We start from the raw sequence: 17500 nt of genomic DNA on the forward strand, positions 1-17500 counted from the left end.
CGATGTCCAGCTTGAACTCGCGGCGGTGGGTGCGTCCGGGCATAGGGACTCCTTCGGTGCCGTCAGCCTACGGGCTGACGGGGGCGAAGTGCCTTGCCTCCTGGTCCGCTCCTGGGGGGTCACTCCACCGGAAGCGCTTTCGATACTGCGCCTGAATGGCGGTGACGGTGCCAGTGTTGCTGGCAATGATCAAGGCTTCTTCGTCTGCCGTGTAGGTCAGGACAACGTTCATCGGCTGACCGTAGACCTCGACTTGCTCGACCAGCAAACCGGCTCTGTCGGTCTGCAGACGTCCCAACCAGTCCTGGGCACTCCACTCTTCTATGTGTGTATCGCGTCGGAGACGGACACAGATGGGAATGCCCTTCTGCGCCAGCCCCTGAATCCAGTCATGACCAACAAATTCTCGATCGGCGTACAGCACACGAATCTGCGACGCTGGGAGAAGACACAATGCGTCATCCATCAACGTATGACGCACTGCCGTATCGCTGCTGCCCCCATGAGGCAGCAACTCGAAGAGCAGTGGGATGGCGACACCGCGCCAGATCACCGCAAGCATCAGGACATTGACGTCGGTCTGGCCGTACTTCCAGTTGGTGCGATCCAGGATGAACTCGCGGGGACGCGTCTGTGGCAGCAAGGCCAGAACCACGCGAGCGACATCGGCAGGACACAATGGGTGACGATCAAAGAACCGTTCCACACGGCGAATCACTGAACTGGTCTGCGCGCTTCCAGAAAAGCGCGCAGCAAGCTCTGCGTGCCGCACATCTTTGGCCTGGAGGAGTGCGAGCACCATCAGTGAGAGTAGTTCCACCTGGTTCTTGCGAAACTCCGGGAAATGCGCGGTGAAGCAACGGGTCAGTTTGGCCAGGACATCAGGAGACGCAGCTTGTTCTCGCGCGTGTGAAGGATTTTTTCAAGCCTGCCGTAAAACTGTTTGTTCATAAGCGTCTGAGGCAAATGCGGATACGGTGTGATGGCGCGGGTGGACGAGCGCAGGAAAAGGCAGCTGCAGATGTGCGGCCCACCAAAGCAACGCCTCTCGTTAGGCTGAAGTGATGAGGTCCCTATTCCTTGCACTTCTGATGATCCCACTGGTGGGATGTACGCGAGCCAACACCATTGAGGGGGAGCGGAGCTTTCAGTATGAAGGTGGTCTGCATCAACCTGGACGACAGGTGTACAAGGAGACCCCACCGGTGGGTGGCGTGCACCACAGCAGTTGGCAACACTGCGGCATCTATGACCGACCGCTCTACAATGAACACGCTGTACACAGCATGGAACATGGCGCGGTGTGGGTCACCTATCGCCCTGACCTCAGCAAGAATGATCTGGAGACACTCCAACAATTGGTTGACGGGCACAGCTATGTCCTCCTGAGCCCCTACCCAGATCTGCCCGCGCCGGTGGTGATCAGTGCCTGGAACCGGCAACTTCAAGTCAATCAAGCCGATGACCCACGGCTCCAACTTTTCCTGAACAAGTACGAGCAGGGGACACAGGCGCCAGAACGTGGGGCGCCCTGCATCGGGCCTGAGAGCACATCTGAAACCCAGTAATTACAGGAGTCCGGGCCTCAGATAGGCATCAGAGAAACTGTCGGGTACTGAGCCTGCTGACTGCCGTCCTCATTTTTAATCGCAACAAAGACGCAACATCAGTGGTGAAAAAAGTGATCGAAAGCATGCGGAGTCACCAGCAGTACGCCAAAGATATTGCGATCGACGAGCAACGACGAATACTGCAGTTCCAATTCCGACACTGTCAGGATGAGGAAGTCCATGTGGATATTGCCGTACTTGTCTATGATCTCTAGATTATGACTATCTACGAAAAACACAAGCGCCGTGCCGATCTGCTCTCCTGATCAAGAACCAATCCCAAGACCGCAGCGTCGACGTCAAAGTCATCCAAATCAAAATCATCAACAGCGTGTGTTGAATTCAGCTGATATCAGCTGCGTGATCTTGCGCAAATTTGGCGTTCTTAAAATAAGATATTCGTTTTTCCGGATCAGGCAGGAGAGTCCGGTTCTGCTTGTGCCGATCTTGAAACTCAAGGAGGTAGCTGAATTCCTCTGGGAAGAGTCGTCCCTCTGCCGTGACCTGAATATAGAGAATTGGACAGTCGTGGGCGAGATCGCCCTTCTCCACGAGGCCCACAATGCTTTCGAGGGGGAGGCGCGCCATCGTGACGTATTCGGCCCTTGCCGCTCGCGGCACTGCCTCTTCCCAGACCCGGTACCAGCGGCTCGTCTCAGGGGTGCGGACGCTCGGTGGACCACCATACAGTTGCTCACGAATGACCGGAACCTCACCCTCTTCCAACACGTCCCACTCGCCCGTTTGATCATCCGCATACGCCAGGTGCCGCGCCACTTCAAGCACCAGGAAGTGCTGTGGATGCATGAGCTTGACTCTAAAGATGCCCCACGGCTGAGCGGTCTCGAAATCTGGCACCTCGTCCATGAGAGGGTAGTCCTGGCAGTCCGCATCCAGCAGCAGGACGTCTTGCCCAATGACGCCGCGCTCACTGTCGAGAGCGCGCAGAATTCGTTTGCGCCAGGTCAGGAGGGATCTCAGTTCATTCTGCTTGGAGCGCTTTCGCGTCTGCAGGCTGATGCCAAAGTAAGCGAACAGCAGATGATCATTCTTCGGCTGAAACAGCATGTCCTCCAGCTCCGCTTTTCCCCAGAGATGGAATTCCTGCACCCCAGTGCCAATCAGGGCGGCGCGGAACGCGTCATAGGCTTTCTTGCTGAAGTCACAGGCCGCTGCGAGGATGAACCCATATGGCACTTCTGGCCCCGGCACACTCTCCTCGACATACCGCCGGACCTGCGCGGGGCCAATACGTTTTTCCCGCTTGCACTGAAGAATCCACAGCCGCCGTGAATCCACGAGAAGGGGAAGGTCCTCTTCGTCGGCCTCTTCAAATGAGGGAACGATGCCTTGCTCAAACGCCCGGATATCGATGCCGTCATCTGCGCCGCCCCGGCCAGTGGCCTCGATGCTGGCCCAGGGCCGGTAATCGTAGGCCAGCTGCCGCACCAGATCTTCAAAACGGTGCGGCTCCAGATCTTCAAAGTGCAGGGGATTCAGGGTGCGAGTGGCGCGCGCCATGCCGTATTGGAGCATGAGGTGGGGGCGCCCGCCCACGCCGGCAAGGCCCAGGTGAACAGGCCACCACGTGACATGCCAACAGTGAATGTTGTGCCTGTTGACGATCCGCCTTGTGCGGCCTTCAGTGCCCTGTGCGCTGGCAGATCGCGTCTCGTGACAGCGCCCGACACGCAGGCCGATGTCTTGAGCTGGGCTGAGACCGCGGCAGAGCACGCGCTGAAGGGCCACTCCCCCAGTTGAGAGGCGCCGGGCTCCCCACCCACCGTCCAGTCGCCCAGCCGCGCGCGCTGCAATGAATAGGTTTCCACTAGTGAGCCGCCTGACTGGTGATCAAGCCGTGGGCACCAGACCCAAGGGTAAGCGCTTGAAACGCTGCGCGCCCCACACACCTTTTTCCACATGGGCGTACACTGCAGGGACACCGCAAGGGGGTGAGCAAGCATGACCATCAAGATTCGGCTTCGGGGCAAACACAAAGCGGTCCGTGGCACCCTGCTCCGCCTGACCACACGTGAGGCCCGGCAGCTGCAGCGGCGCGCCCTTCTGGCCCCTGTGATCCGTTTGCCGTTCGCCCAGGGCTTTTCGCTGGGAGGCGGCACCCTCCACCGACACCCAGGCAACACCCAGATGTTCACGAGCCCAGACCTACTGCTGAGCGAACCTTACGACTGGGGGCCGCAGGGGCGGCCGGCGGTCAAGCCGTTCCGGTACGTGCCTGGGCAGGGCTGGGACATGGGTGAGGATTGACGTACCCCGCCCCCCTGGGTGTGGTGCTGGAAGTGAACTTCGCGGCGCACCAGCCGAGTGGCACGGAACAGTCCGGCTTCCGGCCCGCCCTGATCGTGGCGGTGCCGGATTTTGTTGCCGCGCCCCGCTTTCCCGGCCTGCTCGTCGTGCCCTTTACGTCCCGCATCCAGCACTTCACCGGGCGCCGCGCCGCGCTGTACCCCCTGTACCAACGCGGATGTGGTGGCCTCTCGCGCGACAGCGTCGCCCTGACCGATCAGCTGCGGTACGTGGATCAGGCGCGCATCACCGGCCGACTCGGCCGACTGACCGAAGCGGAGTTCGAGCCAGTCCGGCAGGCCCTCAGGGGCATGTTCGTCCTGTAACGCACAAGGCGACCGGCTGATCGTCCATGCCGGTCGCCTTGTGGCCCTGCCTTAATGCGCTCTGAGCCACCCCTGGAAGTCGTGCATTTCGCCCGCCTGGGCGGTGATGATCTTCTCCGCGAGCTCTAACACGAAGGGGTCCTGCGTCCGCTGCAGGGCCAGGTTCGATTTCTCGTTGGCGGCCGCGTGGTGCGGAAGCATGCCTTCCAGGAACGTACGTTCCGGCATGCTTGACGCGCGGATCATGGCGGGCATGTCCATCATGCGGTTCATCTGCACCATGCGCGCCATTACCGCCTGATTCGGCCCGCCGTACGCGCGCAGCTGGGCCTGCATCTCAGCAATCTCGCGCGTCTGGTCCGCGATGATCTGGGTCGCCCACGCGCGCACCTGTTCATCCTTGGCGCGCTCCAGAACGGCGCGGCTGCTGTCGATGGCGCTCTGGTGGTGCGGAATCATCATGGACATGAACGCCCGCTCGAAGGACCGCCCACTCAACCGGGCGAGGTCACTGATCATCGGCATCATCATCATGCGCATGTCCAGTTGCATCTGCAGCCCCATCTGGGATAGCCCCGGCACAGACGCTGAAGGCGTCATCGGCATCGTCATGTGGGTCATGCCGGGCATGGCCATGTCCATTCCACCGGCCTGGGCGGAGCTCAAGGTCAGCAGGGCAGCGGTCAACAGCATGCGCTTCATGCGTTCACGCTCCCCAGTAGCGCCTGACAGGCCTGCTCACAACGTCGGCAGCTCTCGGCGCACACGGCGCAGTGCGCCATGTTCATCTCCTGCGCGTGCCGCTCGCATTCCTCGGCGCACGCCTGACACGCGCGCAGGCAGGCCTCCAGCTGCGCCTGCAGGACCTGCGCGTCGCCTTGCCCAGATGACGCGAGCACCTTGGCGGTGGCCTGACAGACAGCGGCGCACTGCGTATTCAGACTGACGCAGTGCGTGAGGTGGTGCAGGTGTTCGTGTTCACTCAGGCACGCGTCGGCGCACAGCGAGCACACCGCCTCGCACTCCAGGCATGCTTGCAGGCAGGTGGCGAGCAGGGCGGCGTCCATGGAACTGGCCTTGGGGTGGGTGTTGAGCATGCGGGTGAGGGTGTCCATCGGGGGCCTCCAGGGCGTGAAATGACGCGGGACCACGGTGGTCACGCGGCCCTCCCGGGGGAGAGGGCGCTTTCACCCTGGGCCGCGCGTGTTCAGCTTCTGTAAAGTTGAGGGCGCGCCTCAAGAAACGCTGAAGGAGTAGGGCTATGCGCCTTCCCTCTCCACGGGCGCCGCTCAGTACAGGCCCATGGGGTTGATGACCTTGCCGTCCACCATCACGCGGAAGTCCAGGTGCGGCCCCGTGCTGTTGCCGGTGCTGCCCACCCGGCCGATCACCTGCCCGGTCTCCACGGTCTGACCCACCTGCACGAGGTTGGCGCTGTTGTGGCTGTAGCGCGTCGTCATGCCGTCCCCGTGGTCCAGCACGATCGTCCAGCCCCAGCCAGTCCGTGCATCAAACTGGGACTCGGTCACGCGACCCCCACGGGCCGCCACAAACGGTGTCCCGGTTGGTGCCGCCAGATCCAGGCCCAGGTGCGCGGGCGAATACGGGCTGGTCAGCCGGCCCTGCACGGGCAGCACGGCGGTCACGCGGATGCCCGCAGGCCGCACGGTGGCCCCACCTGTGGCGGTCACGGTCGCCGCGCGGGTGGTGGCAGACCGATCTGGCAGCTGCAGCACCTGCCCCACCTTCAGGGCCAGTTGCGGATTCAGGCCCTTGTTCTTCGCCAGCAGCGCCTCCAGACTCACGCCCTGGCGCCGGGCAATGCCGTACAGCGTGTCGCCGGGCTTGACCGTCACGGTCGCAGCGGTGGAGAAACTCAGGGCGGCGAGGCCCAGGGTGAGGAGCAAAGAACGCCACATCCGGGCCACCGTACCGGCGGTTTATAAAGTTTCTGTAAAGATTTGATGACCGCGCGGACCATTAAGGCCCGGGCGAACACAGGCGACCAAGCCCCACTGCTGCGGTCCTCAGCCGCCCGATTGTCCCACCGCTCTGCCAGCCAGGGTGCGGAAATACTGCAGTTCCTTGCTGCGCGGAAACGCCTGCAGGGCCCGCTGCGTGACGCTCAGGGTCCGGCTGTGCCGTCCCGCCTGCGTCCAGGCCTCGAACGCTTCCTGGCGGTACAGGTAGTACATGGTGGGCACCCCCAGGTTCACGGCCCGCTCGAAGTAGTCCGACGCCAGCGCGGCATTGCCCAGGCGCAGGGTGGCCTTGGCCAGCCCCCACCAGGCGTACGGGTCACGCGGGCGCGCTTTGACATCCTGCTCCCCATGTGCCCGGAGGTGCTGCCAGTTCGCGGCCGCGCTGTAATCGCTGCCCAGAAGGCGCTGCACCTCCCCAGCCCTTGCGGGGGGAAACGCCACCAGGTACTCCCCGTTGTAGTACGCCCAGAGCTCGGCGAGCCGCTGGGCACTGAGCCGCAGGGACGGCCCGAGCAGCGGATCACTGATCAGAAACTGGCCCGCGCTGTACCCGTACACCGTGCGGAAATGCGCCACGTTGCTGCCCCGCTGGAGCCGCTGCTGGAGCACCACCGGAAACCCCGCCGCCACCAGTGACCGCAGCAGTTCGGCGTCCCCGGCGTAGCGGATGACGCTCTGCAGCCCCACGCGGCCCAGGTAGCTGGCCAGCTCAAGACTCGTGACCTGCGGATCACCCGGGTAATCCTTCATCACGGCGGCCGCCTGCGCCTGCGTGACCGAGGCGCCGTAATACCCCAGCAGGGTCATGGCGGTCACCGGCGCGCAGTTGTTCAGCGCCTGAAAGTCATGCCGGATGTTCTTCAAGGTCACGCTCGCGGGCTGGGCGCTGGCCACGCTCCAGCTCCACCCCGCCCCCAGGATCAGCCACCAGCGACGCGTCATGCCCCAGTGTGGCCTGAGCGCCTGAAGGATGCATTCGACTCATGGCTTGACGTGTTGGGTGAGCATTCATGCTCGAAGGGATGACCTGGGCGCAGGCGCTCCCACCAAGCGTTCATCCGTTCATGACGGATGGCAGGGTCTTTCACCAGGCGATGACGTTTCCGACACCCCAAAGCCACAGGAAGCGGTCATCCGGTTCCGGAAGGCGCGCCCCACCATCTCGAATCAGAGCTCCACCCGGCACCCCTTCAGGGCCCAGGATTTCAACGTTTTCCACCACGACCAGGTCAAACTGAGCTGTACAGTGCGCTTCGGCCGACACACAAATTTTCCGCGAGATTGACCAAGAGGGCGTCACCCGCTACATGGCTGGGCAAGGTGTCCAGCTCGACACCATCCTTTGAATCTCTAGGGGAACCCAGACTGCCACATGATCCGGAAACCCGACGAAGATGGCGGTGGTGCACCGGTCACCTGTGCTGATCAAGCATTCCTCAGGCGGTGGCCACAGGATGAAAGCGCACTTTGAAGACGTCCTGGACGCGCCGCTTCCGCCGCCGGCTGCTGATCATGGACAACCCGGTTCATCGGCCATACAGCGGACCCGTGGACTGACAACGCTCCCCGTGGTCAGCTCTCGTATCGAGGGCTTGACTGGAGATCGGGCGGAGCGAAATCCCCGGATTGCGGATCAGCCTGGCACCGGCCATCAGCAGTGCCAGTGCGCTTGCCCATACGACCCAGTTGCCGTACAGCACGAAGGGCGTGCGAATTGTCGAGAGATCAAAGGTGACCCGGTAGGCGCCCCGCGCGCCCCGGGGCGCGCGAAACCGGACCTGGCCCCAGGGGTCAATGACTGCGCTGACCCCGTCGTTCCCGGCGCGCAGCAGAAACCGCCGGGTTTCGATGGCGCGCAGGCGGCCCATCTGAAAATGCTGTTCGGCCCCTGCCCCCTGCCCAAACCACGCGTCGTTGGAGAGCACAACGAGCAGGTTGGCTCCGGCCCGCACGGCCTGCCGACTGAGCTGCCCAAACACGGACTCGTAGCAAATGCTCACCCCCGCGCGCAGGTCCCGCACGGGCAGCACGTTCAGCAGCCTTCCAGGGGTCAGGCTGGTGTACCCGGCCATCCCCAGGCTCCTCAAGACAGGGGTATAGAGCCCCCCCAGCACACCTGAGAAAGGCAAACGCTCCCCGAATGGCACCAGGACGCGTTTGTCCTGCCGCCCCGTGACCTCGCCGTCCACACCGTAGGCGCTGTTGCGCGCCTGGCCGGGCACATCGCCCGGGGCACCGAGCAGCAGGGGAACGCCCAGGCCCCGGAGGGCGGGCAGCACCCCCGGATCGGAGGCGGGCAGCGGACTCGCCGTCTCCGGCCACACGGCCAGGTCCGCTTCCCCTGAACGCAGAGCGCGCCGCGTCAGATCAAGGTAAATCTGGAACTCATTGAGGGTGCGCCCCTGGGCCTTGAGGCGCGGATCGATCGCCCCCTGCACGAGCACAGCGGTCCGGGGAGCGGGCGTGATGGGGGGCGTGACTTCCCGGCCCCACACGAGGCCAGCGCCCCAGACCGCCAGCCCCATCAGGAGAACAGGAGGACGGCTGCCCCCCAGACCGGCCAGGACGCTGGCGGTTCCGGTCACCAGCAGCGTGAGAAGCGCGGCCCCACCGATGCTGGCGAGCTGGGCCAGTGGGGTCTGGATCAGGGCGTACCCGGGCGCGCCCCACGGGAAGGCCAGGGGACCTTGGGTGCGCAGCGCCTCGAGCAGGACCCAGGCAAGGGGCAGAGCGAGCAGGGTGCGGGGGCCGAAGGCCACCCGGGTAAGGGTCAGGGGCACTGCCCAAGTCAGCGCCGCAGCGGGCAGGACGAGCACGGTGAGGAGCCCACCCAGGGGCCCCAGCACGGCCGCCATGCTGATGGGCAGCCAGGCGAGGTGCACACCGAAAAAGGCCAGGGCGAACGCGAACGCATGCCGGAAAGCGCCCCACCCGGCCGTGCTGTGGGCCAGACGGTGGTGCAGCATCGCCAGCGGGAGTGGAGCGAGCACGGCCAACGGTGACGGCAGGAACATCAGGCCCAGCATCACGCCGCCCAAGGCGTCCCCCAGCCAAGGGGGAGGGTTGAGTCGGGAACTCCACAAGGCAACACGGTCGTTCACGCGCCGCACCCTACGGGAGTCGTGTTCAGATGCGGTAAAGCTTTACACGACGCCAACACGTCCCACCTAAGCTCGCGGTGGAGGAACCTGACATGTCCACCCGCCCTTGCCCGCCCGCTTCCCTGCCGTCCACCCAGCTGGGGTCCACGTGACCTCGCCACGTCCCCGCCGCAGACGGGCGGGTCCTTGGCTGGGGACAGTCCTGCTGATTCTGACGGTGCTGGGCTCGGCCTAGCTCGCCCGCTCATTGTCAGCGTCGGACATTTTCTCGTGTGGGTGCAGCAATTTCGCTGGGATGTGCGGAGCGATCCATTGGGTGAGGCGCGTTACTGCGGCTGAAAGCGGGAGGAAAGTGAGATCGAGAGGGCTCATGAGCCCTCTCCCTAGCGCCTTTCTAGCCGCCCTTGTCAACCCCTATTCGCGGTAATTTATTGCTCCCGCTGGACATTGGCATCCGTCAGGTGACGAGGGCGTTGAATGTACCGGATCCGCTGCCAGGCTGTCACGAGCTTCGCCTTCAGGAAGGAGACCGAGCGGGCACAGCAGTTGCCCAGCACATTCCGCTTCACATACGCCCACACCAGCTCGATTGGGTTCAACTCCGGGGCGTACGGTGGCAAAAACACCAAAGACAGGCGTTTTACTGTTCCAGAGATGGTTTATGGCGAATCAGCCTCGGCGGGACGTGTCGTCCCACAACGCGGCGCGGAATTTCTGGCCCTCCCGGGGTGCGGTCCCATAAACAGACGCCGACAGCACACGGTGTGCTGTCGGCGTCCGGCCCCTCGCTTACGCGGGGCTCAGGGCGCGCACAAGATCCGTCAGCAGTTCCTCGGCCTTCTCGTACCCCGGGCGCAGGTACACCATGCCAAACGTGGTCCAGTCCTGCACGGCCGCCACCTCCTGATCATTGTCGTGCAGCTTCAGGTGCGGGTACAGGCCGTACTCGACGTAGCAGCCGTACCCGTCCGCCACGGTTTCCAGGGCGTGGGTGTTCTCGTCTGTCCAGGTCAGCACGAACGGCAGGGCGAAGCAGGGCTTGCCGCATGAGCCGCCCATGCCAACCAGCGGCAGGCCAGCCACGGTGGGGGTCTCGTCCCGCAGGCGGGTGCGGTCCAGGAAGGCGAAGCGGTCACGGGCCACGTCCCGGCTGGGGAGTTTCTGAGCAGCAATCCAGGGGCCAACCGTCAATTTGGGCATACGAATCTCCAGGGAAGAAGGGGGAGGGCCAGGGTCAGGCGGTGTGGCGTCACGGCGCGGTGCTCTCCGGAGCGTCCTCCGGCTGAAGGGTAACGGTCAGGTCGCGCAGCAACGTGTCCGCGAGGGGGTACTCCGCCCGCACGTACACCACCCCGAACGGCGTCCAGTCCTGCACGGCGAGCAGTTCGCGGTCGTCCACCCGCCGTTTGAGGTGCGCGAGCTGGCCATACTCGACGTAACAGAAGTGCTGCTCGGCCAGGTGTTCGAGTCGGTCCAGCGCCGCTTCGGTCCAGGTCAGCGGGTATGGCAGGGCGAACGCGGGTTTCCCGCAGGAACTGCCGACCCCCAGAAACGTCAGGCCCTGCTCGGCGTCCACCGCGGCGCGCATCTGGGCCCGCTCCAGGAAGCTGCGCCGGCACTGGGCGTGCTTGGCATGCCGCCGCAAATTCTGCATCAGGGCCGCGACCTTCAGTTTCGCCATGGCACGTCACCTCCGTTCAGGCGGACGCGGCCCTCACCGTCCCGGCACGAACCGGGGCGGGGTCGGGGTTCACGGGTGGGCGGAAGCCGCGCAGGCGCAGGGCGTTGGTCAGCACGAACACGCTGGAAAAGCCCATCGCGGCAGCCGCCAGGACCGGACTGAGGAGGAGGCCAAAGGCGGGGTACAGCACGCCAGCCGCGACTGGAATCAGGATGATGTTGTACGCGAACGCCCAGAAGAGGTTGAGCTTGATGTTGCGCAGGGTGGCGCGGCTCAGGGCGAAGGCGTTCGGCACGCCGCGCAGGTCGCCGCTCATCAGGATCACGTCGGCGGTTTCCACCGCCACGTCCGTGCCCGTGCCGATGGCCAGGCCCACGTCCGCCTGGGCGAGGGCCGGCGCGTCATTGATGCCGTCTCCGACGAAGGCGACCTTCTGGCCCCCAGCCTGCAGGGCCTTCACCGCGTCACTCTTCCCGCTGGGCAGCACTTCGGCCAGCACTTCATCGATGCCCAGCTGCCGGGCAATCGCATGCGCGGTGCGGGTGTTGTCCCCAGTGATCATGGCGACCTTCAGGCCCTGGGCGTGCAGGGCGCGCACCGCCTCCAGACTCCCGTCCTTGATGGGGTCGGCCACCGCGATCACGGCCGCGAGCTGACCGTCAATCGCCGCGAACAGCGGGCTTTTGCCTTCATCGCCCAGCCGTTCGGCCTGCGCCGTGAAGGCGGCCGTGTCGAGGTTCAGGCGGGTCATGTAGCGGTCGGCGCCCACTTGCACCAGGTGGCCGTCTACCCGGGCTTCCAGGCCGAATCCAGGCACCGCTTCGAAGTGCTCGGGATGAACCAGGGCAACGCCTTCTTTCTTCGCGGCGTCCACGATGGCGCGGGCGATCGGGTGTTCACTCTGCTCTTCCGCTGCGGCGACCAGGCGCAGGACGTCGTTTCGGGTAAAGGCGTCTGTTGTCACCAGGTCGGTCAGCTCAGGCTTGCCTTTGGTCAAGGTGCCGGTCTTGTCCACCGCGACGACCTGCACGTCCTGCAGCCCTTCCAGGGCGCCGCCCCCTTTGAAGAGGACGCCCAGCTCGGCCGCCTTGCCGGTGCCCACCATGATGCTGGTCGGTGTGGCCAGGCCCATCGCGCAGGGGCAGGCGATAATCAGGACCGCAACCGTGGTGATCAGGGCGAAGGAGAGGGCGGTCTGCCCGCCGAAAATCAGCCAGAGCAAGAAGGTCAGGGCCGCGATGCCCAGCACGACGGGGACGAAGACGGCGACGACCCTGTCCGCGAGGCCCTGGATGGGGGGTCTGCTGCCCTGCGCGGTTTCCACCAACTTGATGATCTGGGCCAGGGCGGTGTCGGCGCCTATTTTCGTGGCGCGGAAGCTCAGGGCGCCGTTCTGGTTGATGGTGCCGCCCACGACGGGGGCGCCGGTCTGCTTGCTGACCGGAATGGGTTCACCCGTGATCATGCTTTCGTCCACGAAGGAGTTGCCGCTGACGACTTCCCCATCGACCGGGATCTTCTCGCCCGGGCGAACCGAGATCAGGTCACCGACCAGCACCTCGTCCGTGGACACCTCAAGTTCCTGACCGCCCCGCACGACGCGGGCAGTTTTGGCCTGCAGGCTCAGCAGTTTCTTCATGGCTTCGCTGGAGCGGCCCTTGGCGACGGCTTCGAAGAACTTACCGAGCAGGATCAGGGTGATCACGACCCCCGAGGCTTCGTAGTACACGTGCGCGGTGCCGTCCGGGAAGATGCCGGGGGCCACCGTGGCCACCAGGGAGTACACGAACGCGGCGGTGGTGCCGATCATCACCAGGGCGTTCATGTCAGGGGATTTGTTTTTCAGGCTCTTCCAGCCCAGCCGGTAGAAGCGCCGTCCGGGACCGAACTGGATGGGCAGCGCCAGGGCGAGCATGATCCAGTTCAGGGTGCCCATGACGCCGTGCCCGAAGGTGGCCATCAGCCAGGCGTTCACCGCCGGAATGACCATGGGGACCATGGCAATCAGCAGCAGGGGGAGCGCGAAGACCGTGCTGAACAGCACCTGGCGGCGCAGGTGGTCGACTTCCTGGGCGCGCGCTTCGCGTTCCTGATCTTCACGGCTGAGGCCGGCTTGCGCTTCAAGGACCTCATAGCCCGCCTCGCGGATGGCGGCCTTGAGCTGACCGGGGCTGACGCTGGAGGGTAGGTAGGTCACGCTGGCGCGTTCGGTGGCGAGGTTCACGCTGGCGCTCAGAACACCGTCCACCTTCTTCAGGGCGCGCTCGACCCGGCCGACGCAGCTCGCGCAGGTCATGCCCTGAATGCCGAGTTCGGTGGTGCTGACGAGGGGCTCGTAGCCAACGTCCTTGATCTTGGCCAGCAGGGCGTCCGGGCCGGTGAGGGCGGGGTCATAGGTCACGGTGGCGCGCTCAGTGGCGAGGTTCACGGTGGCGTCTTGGACGCCGTCCACCTTCTTCAGACCGCGTTCGACGCGGCCCACGCAACTGGCGCAGGTCATGCCTTGAATGCCGAGCTCGATGGTGTGTGTCATGGATTCCTCCAATCCCCCCCAGGGGGGTTCCTTCTGAGGGCAGCATAGACCCTGGGGGAGGGGGAATGCAAGATGCCGCCAGGAAAAGCCTGTGCTTTCGGCTCTCCCTTCTCCAATCCTCTTGACACCCCAGGGGGGAGGGTATAGCTTGATGCCAGGAGGAAGACCATGAACCAGATTGAATTGACCATCACCGGCATGACCTGCGGCCACTGCCAGAGCGGCGTCGCCAGCGCCCTGAAAAGCGTGCCCGGCGTCACGGACGCCCAGGTGGACCTCAAGACCGGCAAGGCCGTTGTGCAGGGCAGCGCCGACGCGCAGCACCTGATCACCGCCGTGCAGGACGAAGGGTACGGCGCGGCCGTTTCCCCTCAGTAATGCCCAGGGCGACGACCGCCAGGCCGCCTGCGCCCCATCCCCCTGAGGGGGAGGCCTGTCACACGAGCCAGCACCTCTGCATGCCCGAAGACAGTCGCCAGCGCGCCGCGCGTCGTCTTGCCATCGCCCGCGGTCACCTGGAAAGCATCCGCCGCTCCCTGGAGGATCCCGATGTCTACTGCGTGGACGTGCTGCGGCAGATCAAGGCCGTGCAGGGCGCGCTCGACGGCGCGGCCAGCGTGGTCCTGCGCGGGCACCTCGAAGCGCACGTGGCGACCGCCGCCACCCGGGGCGACGCTCAGGACATGGTGGACGAGCTCATGGACGTGCTCAAGTACATCTGAGTGACGGCAAACCCCCTGTCAGGTTGCCAGGGTGAATAACGCGCCGTTGGCCAGCCGCCGCTGACGGACCCAGATCACATCCGGAACGCGGCGGTCCGCTTGCCCTTTTCCCGTCGTTGCCTGTTCACGGCCGCTGACCACCTCCGCCCTCCCGCTCCGGGACGAGCCCATGGGTTCGTCCCGGTGTTCCTGCGAGGCTGCCTATGCCGCACGTCATCCTGTATGCCACACCCACCTGCCCCGACTGCCACGCGCTGCGGCGCTGGTTTGACCGGCACGGCGTCGCGTTTGAAGAACGCGACCTGACGAACCCGGCCGTCGCTGAGGAAGCCAAAGCTCGGTACGGCGTCCGGGTCGCGCCCATCACGGTTGTTGGTGAACAGTTCTTCTACGGGACCTTCGACCAGCAGCGGCCCAAATTGGAAGCGCTGCTGAGTTGATGCCTGTGCGAGAGGAACAGCCGGATGCATGGTGGGTTCCTGCGCTGGTACCCCTGTTATGGCGGCGATCAGCGGTGCACCGCTCCACCGGTTCGGGCATGCACCCGGAACGTCTGGCGCCACGCCACCGATCTGCCGTTCACCAGTGAAATCAGGGAGACGGCCATCTCGCCCTTTGTGTGAAGTGAAGACTCGATTTGGAGCCTGCTGAACGGGTTGAACATGTTACTCATTGATACGTTGGAGAAAACGATTGAAATGCGGAAGAAAGCATCATATTCATTAAAAAGAATAAGGCAGATATCATTAAAGTGAGGAGGCCAAACACAATCAATTGCCGTTGCCAACGAGACATTTTCTTGATCTGGGCTTCGTAGATGTTCAAGAGGCTGAAAATACCGCCCATGACGATGGCAAACACGATGAGCCACCGGTACGCCCACTCGGCCTTGATTTTCGCCGCGTCCCTCATGCTGACCTGCGTGATGCCGGCAATGGACGCCGAAGGCACAAGCTGAGGGCGGCAATTTGACGTGAGGACCTGAATCAGCACCGTATCATCAGGATTCAGCAACAAGGGTGCGAGGGCCACGCCGCCTGGAATCACGGTGACCCGCGCCCGCTCGCGAACATCCTGGGGACGTGCACCAACGACGCGCTGCTCCACCACTTCACACTGGTCGCCCAGGCGTAAGCGGAGAACCGTGCCCGGCGCAAAGAGGTCAGGTGTGATGGGCCGCGCGCCCGAGTTGGCCACCTTGATCACCGTCGCGTACACGTTTCTCGCTTCCTTGCCACCGACCGTCACGCGCACCTGTGAAGGCAGGGTGGAGCCCACGATCTGCGCCGCAGATTGAATGGTGGCGTCCAGCCGCAACCGTTGCTGGGCTGATGAAACAATCAGCGGGATGATGCCAAAGGCAATGGTGGCCAGCAGGGCAAGTAACCCAAGAATATTGCCGAGGTTCCAGGGGGAGGCTTTGGGCGCCGCCGGCGCGTCCTCAGCCGCCGCGCGCTGAGCGCTGCGGCCCCGACTCATGGTTGACGCCCATCACTGAACATGGTCCTGGCCCTTCTCATGCCGTCAGCGTATCCGACTTCACGCCACCCCTGGCAGAAGCCCAGGAGGCTTTGACCGCCGGGCAGAGCGGTCACAGGAGGTGACCCAGAGCAGTGGTGCAAAAGGCAGGTCGCCTGCCGGCCGACCTTCGGACGCCCCCTTATTTCGGCCAGAGGCGATTCATCCACCCGGCCGGGTCGGTGCCTTCACCGCGCACCCGAAGTTCCAGGTGCAGGTGGGGGCCGGTGCTCAGCCCGGTGCTGCCCACCTCCCCAATCTTGTCGCCGCGCTTCACCCGCTGCCCCACCTTCACCGTCACCCGGCGCTGGTGAAAGTACAGGCTGGTCACGCCGGCGCCGTGGTCCAGGATGACCAGGCCGCCGCGCACGGGGTACATCCCGGCCATGACGACCGTGCCGTCATTGACGGCGCGGACCGCCGTGCCCGCCGGGGCGCGGTAATCCGTGCCGTAGTGGTACTGCACGGGACCGCCCGCCACGTAGGTGCGCGGCTGCCCGAACGCGCTGCTCTGCGCGCGGACCTGCACGGCGTCCTGGAAGGGCTTCGTCCAGACGGGCGGGGTTCGCAGGGCGTACGCGCGCTCCACAGCGGCGTCCTCTGCGGCCCGTGCTGGGTCCTGCAGTTTGCCGCTGATACTGGGCGGGAGGTTCAGGCGCTGGACCGGCTGGGGCAGACCCGCCACGGGGAGGCTGCGGCGCAGCACCTGCCCATCCAGCTCGATCTCGTAGACCAGCGGCGTGGCTTTGCCCAGCAGCACCCGGCCCAGCACGATGAAGGTGCCGTTGCCCGCAGGAACCGGCGTGAGGCGCTCGGCGGGCAGGCGCACGTCCTCACCCACTTCACTGGAAAAGCGGACGCGGGCCTCTGCCGCGCGCGGGCCGGTGAGGCGCAGCGCAAAAGCGTCGCCCATGCGCAGGGTGATCGGCGCGGTGACGTTCACCCCCGGCAGGGCCGGTGCAGGGGGCAGAGGCAAGGGCGAGGCAGGCGCCGGCGACGCGGACGCCGCCGCTTCACCCGGAAGGCGCAGGGTCTGCCCGACCTCCAGCGTGGTGCTGCTCAAGTCGTTGAGGCGCATGAGGTCCGCAACGGTCGTGCCAGCGGCGCGCGCGAGGCTGAAGAGGGTGTCGCCGGGTTTCACGGTGTACGCGCCGGCCACGCTGGTGAGCAGGGCGGCGCTCAGCACGAGGGCGCGGTGCAGGGGCGTCAAGGTCATGGTTGCCTCACAGGGGATCACAGGTGCGTCTTGAAAAAGGCGATGGACCGGTCCAGCGCGGCTTTCAGGTTGCGGCTGAGGTCGTGGTTGTCGCCTGCGTACGTGTAGAAGGTCACGGGTTGCCCGGCGGCTTTCAGGCCACTGGCGAGCGATTGCGACAGACTGTAGGGCACGTGCGTGTCCCCGGTGGCGTGGTGCAGCTGCAGGGGCCGGCCCCGGAGGTCGGCCAGGTAGGCGTTCGGGGAGATGGCCCGGTAGGCGGCCGGGTTGCGCTCGGGGCGCCCCAGGGTGGCGAGCAGCCGGGCACGTGGATCGTTCGGGTCGCCGCGGCCCCATTGCGGGAGGGCTTTGAACAGCAGGTCGTACGGGCCGACCACGCCCGCCCAGATCACACCGGCCTTGATGTCGGGGCTCACGACCATGGCGCGCAGGGTGATGTGGCCGCCCATGGAGTGGCCCCACATGCCCAGGCGGGCCTTGTTCACGCCCTTGAGGGTCTTGAGG

General features: G+C 64.9%; 19 protein-coding genes and 2 pseudogenes (1 of these 21 cut by a window edge). 6 read left to right on the top strand and 15 right to left on the bottom strand.

All coding sequences use genetic code 11. The features are described 5' to 3' along the window. Positions 1 to 67 precede the first annotated feature (67 nt). On the bottom strand, positions 68 to 802 hold the full coding sequence (locus tag C8263_RS17805; RefSeq protein WP_233218905.1) for a hypothetical protein: 735 nt from the start codon (positions 800 to 802) through the stop codon (positions 68 to 70). A gap of 382 nt (positions 803 to 1184) precedes the next feature. On the opposite strand from C8263_RS17805, the gene C8263_RS17810 reads away from it, so the two are divergent. After that, the gene (locus C8263_RS17810) at positions 1185 to 1568 is read left to right on the top strand and encodes a thioredoxin-like domain-containing protein (RefSeq protein ID WP_332888960.1); all 384 of its coding nucleotides are present in this window, start codon (positions 1185 to 1187) and stop codon (positions 1566 to 1568) included. A gap of 384 nt (positions 1569 to 1952) precedes the next feature. On the opposite strand, the gene C8263_RS17820 is transcribed toward C8263_RS17810, so the two are convergent. Further along, positions 1953 to 3131: a PDDEXK family nuclease gene (locus tag C8263_RS17820; RefSeq protein ID WP_158263854.1), complete on the bottom strand. Its 1179-nt coding sequence runs from the start codon at positions 3129 to 3131 to the stop codon at positions 1953 to 1955. Positions 3132 to 3572: 441 nt separating this feature from the next. Between C8263_RS17820 and C8263_RS17825 the strand changes: the two genes are divergently transcribed. Continuing rightward, positions 3573 to 3878: a hypothetical protein gene (locus tag C8263_RS17825; protein ID WP_107139475.1), complete on the top strand. Its 306-nt coding sequence runs from the start codon at positions 3573 to 3575 to the stop codon at positions 3876 to 3878. Beyond that, on the top strand, positions 3875 to 4243 hold the full coding sequence (locus tag C8263_RS17830; RefSeq protein ID WP_107139476.1) for a type II toxin-antitoxin system PemK/MazF family toxin: 369 nt from the start codon (positions 3875 to 3877) through the stop codon (positions 4241 to 4243). Before C8263_RS17825 ends, C8263_RS17830 begins: the two co-directional genes overlap by 4 nt. A 51-nt stretch (positions 4244 to 4294) precedes the next feature. Here C8263_RS17830 and C8263_RS17835 read toward each other — a convergent pair whose 3' ends face one another. The 10 genes and pseudogenes from C8263_RS17835 to C8263_RS17880 all read right to left on the bottom strand — a co-directional run bounded on the left by C8263_RS17835 (position 4295) and on the right by C8263_RS17880 (position 13540). Further along, entirely contained in the window at positions 4295 to 4945 is a 651-nt protein-coding gene (locus C8263_RS17835) for a DUF305 domain-containing protein (protein WP_107139477.1), read from the bottom strand. Continuing rightward, entirely contained in the window at positions 4942 to 5358 is a 417-nt protein-coding gene (locus C8263_RS17840; RefSeq protein WP_107139478.1) for a four-helix bundle copper-binding protein, read from the bottom strand. Before C8263_RS17840 ends, C8263_RS17835 begins: the two co-directional genes overlap by 4 nt. Before the next feature lie 174 nt (positions 5359 to 5532). Next, a complete protein-coding gene (locus C8263_RS17845; protein ID WP_107139479.1) occupies positions 5533 to 6162 on the bottom strand; it encodes a M23 family metallopeptidase in 630 nt (209 codons plus the stop codon). Between the two features lie 108 nt (positions 6163 to 6270). After that, positions 6271 to 7167 carry a C39 family peptidase gene (locus tag C8263_RS17850; RefSeq protein WP_107139480.1) on the bottom strand — a complete coding sequence of 299 codons (897 nt, stop codon included), beginning with the start codon at positions 7165 to 7167 and terminating at the stop codon, positions 6271 to 6273. A gap of 584 nt (positions 7168 to 7751) precedes the next feature. Next, positions 7752 to 9254, bottom strand: a complete 1503-nt coding sequence (gene lnt / locus C8263_RS17855) for an apolipoprotein N-acyltransferase (RefSeq protein WP_230285928.1) — start codon at positions 9252 to 9254, stop codon at positions 7752 to 7754. A gap of 321 nt (positions 9255 to 9575) precedes the next feature. Then, a pseudogene (locus tag C8263_RS19935) lies at positions 9576 to 9698 on the bottom strand (IS982 family transposase); the annotation flags it as partial. A gap of 56 nt (positions 9699 to 9754) precedes the next feature. Further along, positions 9755 to 9964: pseudogene (locus C8263_RS17865) on the bottom strand (transposase); the annotation flags it as partial. 151 nt (positions 9965 to 10115) lie between these two features. Then, positions 10116 to 10526 carry a hypothetical protein gene (locus tag C8263_RS17870; RefSeq protein WP_107139481.1) on the bottom strand — a complete coding sequence of 137 codons (411 nt, stop codon included), beginning with the start codon at positions 10524 to 10526 and terminating at the stop codon, positions 10116 to 10118. 49 nt (positions 10527 to 10575) lie between these two features. Beyond that, entirely contained in the window at positions 10576 to 11007 is a 432-nt protein-coding gene (locus C8263_RS17875; protein ID WP_107139482.1) for a hypothetical protein, read from the bottom strand. 16 nt (positions 11008 to 11023) lie between these two features. Continuing rightward, a complete protein-coding gene (locus C8263_RS17880; protein WP_107139483.1) occupies positions 11024 to 13540 on the bottom strand; it encodes a heavy metal translocating P-type ATPase in 2517 nt (838 codons plus the stop codon). 168 nt (positions 13541 to 13708) lie between these two features. On the opposite strand from C8263_RS17880, the gene C8263_RS17885 reads away from it, so the two are divergent. From C8263_RS17885 to C8263_RS17895, 3 genes are all read left to right on the top strand, one after another. Then, positions 13709 to 13918 carry a CopZ family metallochaperone gene (locus C8263_RS17885; protein WP_107139484.1) on the top strand — a complete coding sequence of 70 codons (210 nt, stop codon included), beginning with the start codon at positions 13709 to 13711 and terminating at the stop codon, positions 13916 to 13918. Further along, a complete protein-coding gene (locus tag C8263_RS17890) occupies positions 13918 to 14262 on the top strand; it encodes a metal-sensitive transcriptional regulator (protein ID WP_370635260.1) in 345 nt (114 codons plus the stop codon). The genes C8263_RS17885 and C8263_RS17890 overlap by 1 nt, the downstream gene beginning before the upstream one ends. 203 nt (positions 14263 to 14465) lie before the next feature. After that, positions 14466 to 14702: a glutaredoxin family protein gene (locus C8263_RS17895; protein ID WP_107139485.1), complete on the top strand. Its 237-nt coding sequence runs from the start codon at positions 14466 to 14468 to the stop codon at positions 14700 to 14702. A 229-nt stretch (positions 14703 to 14931) separates the two neighbouring features. Here C8263_RS17895 and C8263_RS17900 read toward each other — a convergent pair whose 3' ends face one another. The 3 genes from C8263_RS17900 to C8263_RS17910 all read right to left on the bottom strand — a co-directional run. Next, positions 14932 to 15741 carry a hypothetical protein gene (locus C8263_RS17900; protein WP_107139486.1) on the bottom strand — a complete coding sequence of 270 codons (810 nt, stop codon included), beginning with the start codon at positions 15739 to 15741 and terminating at the stop codon, positions 14932 to 14934. A gap of 181 nt (positions 15742 to 15922) precedes the next feature. Next, a complete protein-coding gene (locus C8263_RS17905; RefSeq protein WP_107139487.1) occupies positions 15923 to 16996 on the bottom strand; it encodes a LysM peptidoglycan-binding domain-containing M23 family metallopeptidase in 1074 nt (357 codons plus the stop codon). Positions 16997 to 17013: 17 nt separating this feature from the next. Beyond that, on the bottom strand, positions 17014 to 17500 hold the 3' portion of the coding sequence (locus C8263_RS17910; RefSeq protein WP_107139488.1) for an alpha/beta hydrolase family protein. The gene runs 458 nt beyond the window's last position; the window shows 487 of its 945 coding nt (coding positions 459-945); its start codon lies off the right edge, out of view; it ends in the stop codon at positions 17014 to 17016.

Source organism: Deinococcus arcticus, assembly GCF_003028415.1.
Lineage (GTDB): Bacteria > Deinococcota > Deinococci > Deinococcales > Deinococcaceae > Deinococcus > Deinococcus arcticus.

Excerpts from the sequence above, each read along its gene's own strand:
- C8263_RS17805 (WP_233218905.1), bottom strand. The coding sequence starts at position 802 with ATGGTGCTCGCACTCCTCCAGGCCAAAGATGTGCGGCACGCAGAGCTT.
- C8263_RS17820 (WP_158263854.1), bottom strand. The coding sequence starts at position 3,131 with ATGGCGCGCGCCACTCGCACCCTGAATCCCCTGCACTTTGAAGATCTG.
- C8263_RS17825 (WP_107139475.1), top strand. The coding sequence starts at position 3,573 with ATGACCATCAAGATTCGGCTTCGGGGCAAACACAAAGCGGTCCGTGGC.
- C8263_RS17835 (WP_107139477.1), bottom strand. The coding sequence starts at position 4,945 with ATGAAGCGCATGCTGTTGACCGCTGCCCTGCTGACCTTGAGCTCCGCC.
- C8263_RS17840 (WP_107139478.1), bottom strand. The coding sequence starts at position 5,358 with ATGGACACCCTCACCCGCATGCTCAACACCCACCCCAAGGCCAGTTCC.
- C8263_RS17845 (WP_107139479.1), bottom strand. The coding sequence starts at position 6,162 with ATGTGGCGTTCTTTGCTCCTCACCCTGGGCCTCGCCGCCCTGAGTTTC.
- C8263_RS17850 (WP_107139480.1), bottom strand. The coding sequence starts at position 7,167 with ATGACGCGTCGCTGGTGGCTGATCCTGGGGGCGGGGTGGAGCTGGAGC.
- C8263_RS17870 (WP_107139481.1), bottom strand. The coding sequence starts at position 10,526 with ATGCCCAAATTGACGGTTGGCCCCTGGATTGCTGCTCAGAAACTCCCC.
- C8263_RS17875 (WP_107139482.1), bottom strand. The coding sequence starts at position 11,007 with ATGGCGAAACTGAAGGTCGCGGCCCTGATGCAGAATTTGCGGCGGCAT.
- C8263_RS17880 (WP_107139483.1), bottom strand. The coding sequence starts at position 13,540 with ATGACACACACCATCGAGCTCGGCATTCAAGGCATGACCTGCGCCAGT.
- C8263_RS17885 (WP_107139484.1), top strand. The coding sequence starts at position 13,709 with ATGAACCAGATTGAATTGACCATCACCGGCATGACCTGCGGCCACTGC.
- C8263_RS17890 (WP_370635260.1), top strand. The coding sequence starts at position 13,918 with ATGCCCAGGGCGACGACCGCCAGGCCGCCTGCGCCCCATCCCCCTGAG.
- C8263_RS17895 (WP_107139485.1), top strand. The coding sequence starts at position 14,466 with ATGCCGCACGTCATCCTGTATGCCACACCCACCTGCCCCGACTGCCAC.
- C8263_RS17900 (WP_107139486.1), bottom strand. The coding sequence starts at position 15,741 with ATGAGTCGGGGCCGCAGCGCTCAGCGCGCGGCGGCTGAGGACGCGCCG.
- C8263_RS17905 (WP_107139487.1), bottom strand. The coding sequence starts at position 16,996 with ATGACCTTGACGCCCCTGCACCGCGCCCTCGTGCTGAGCGCCGCCCTG.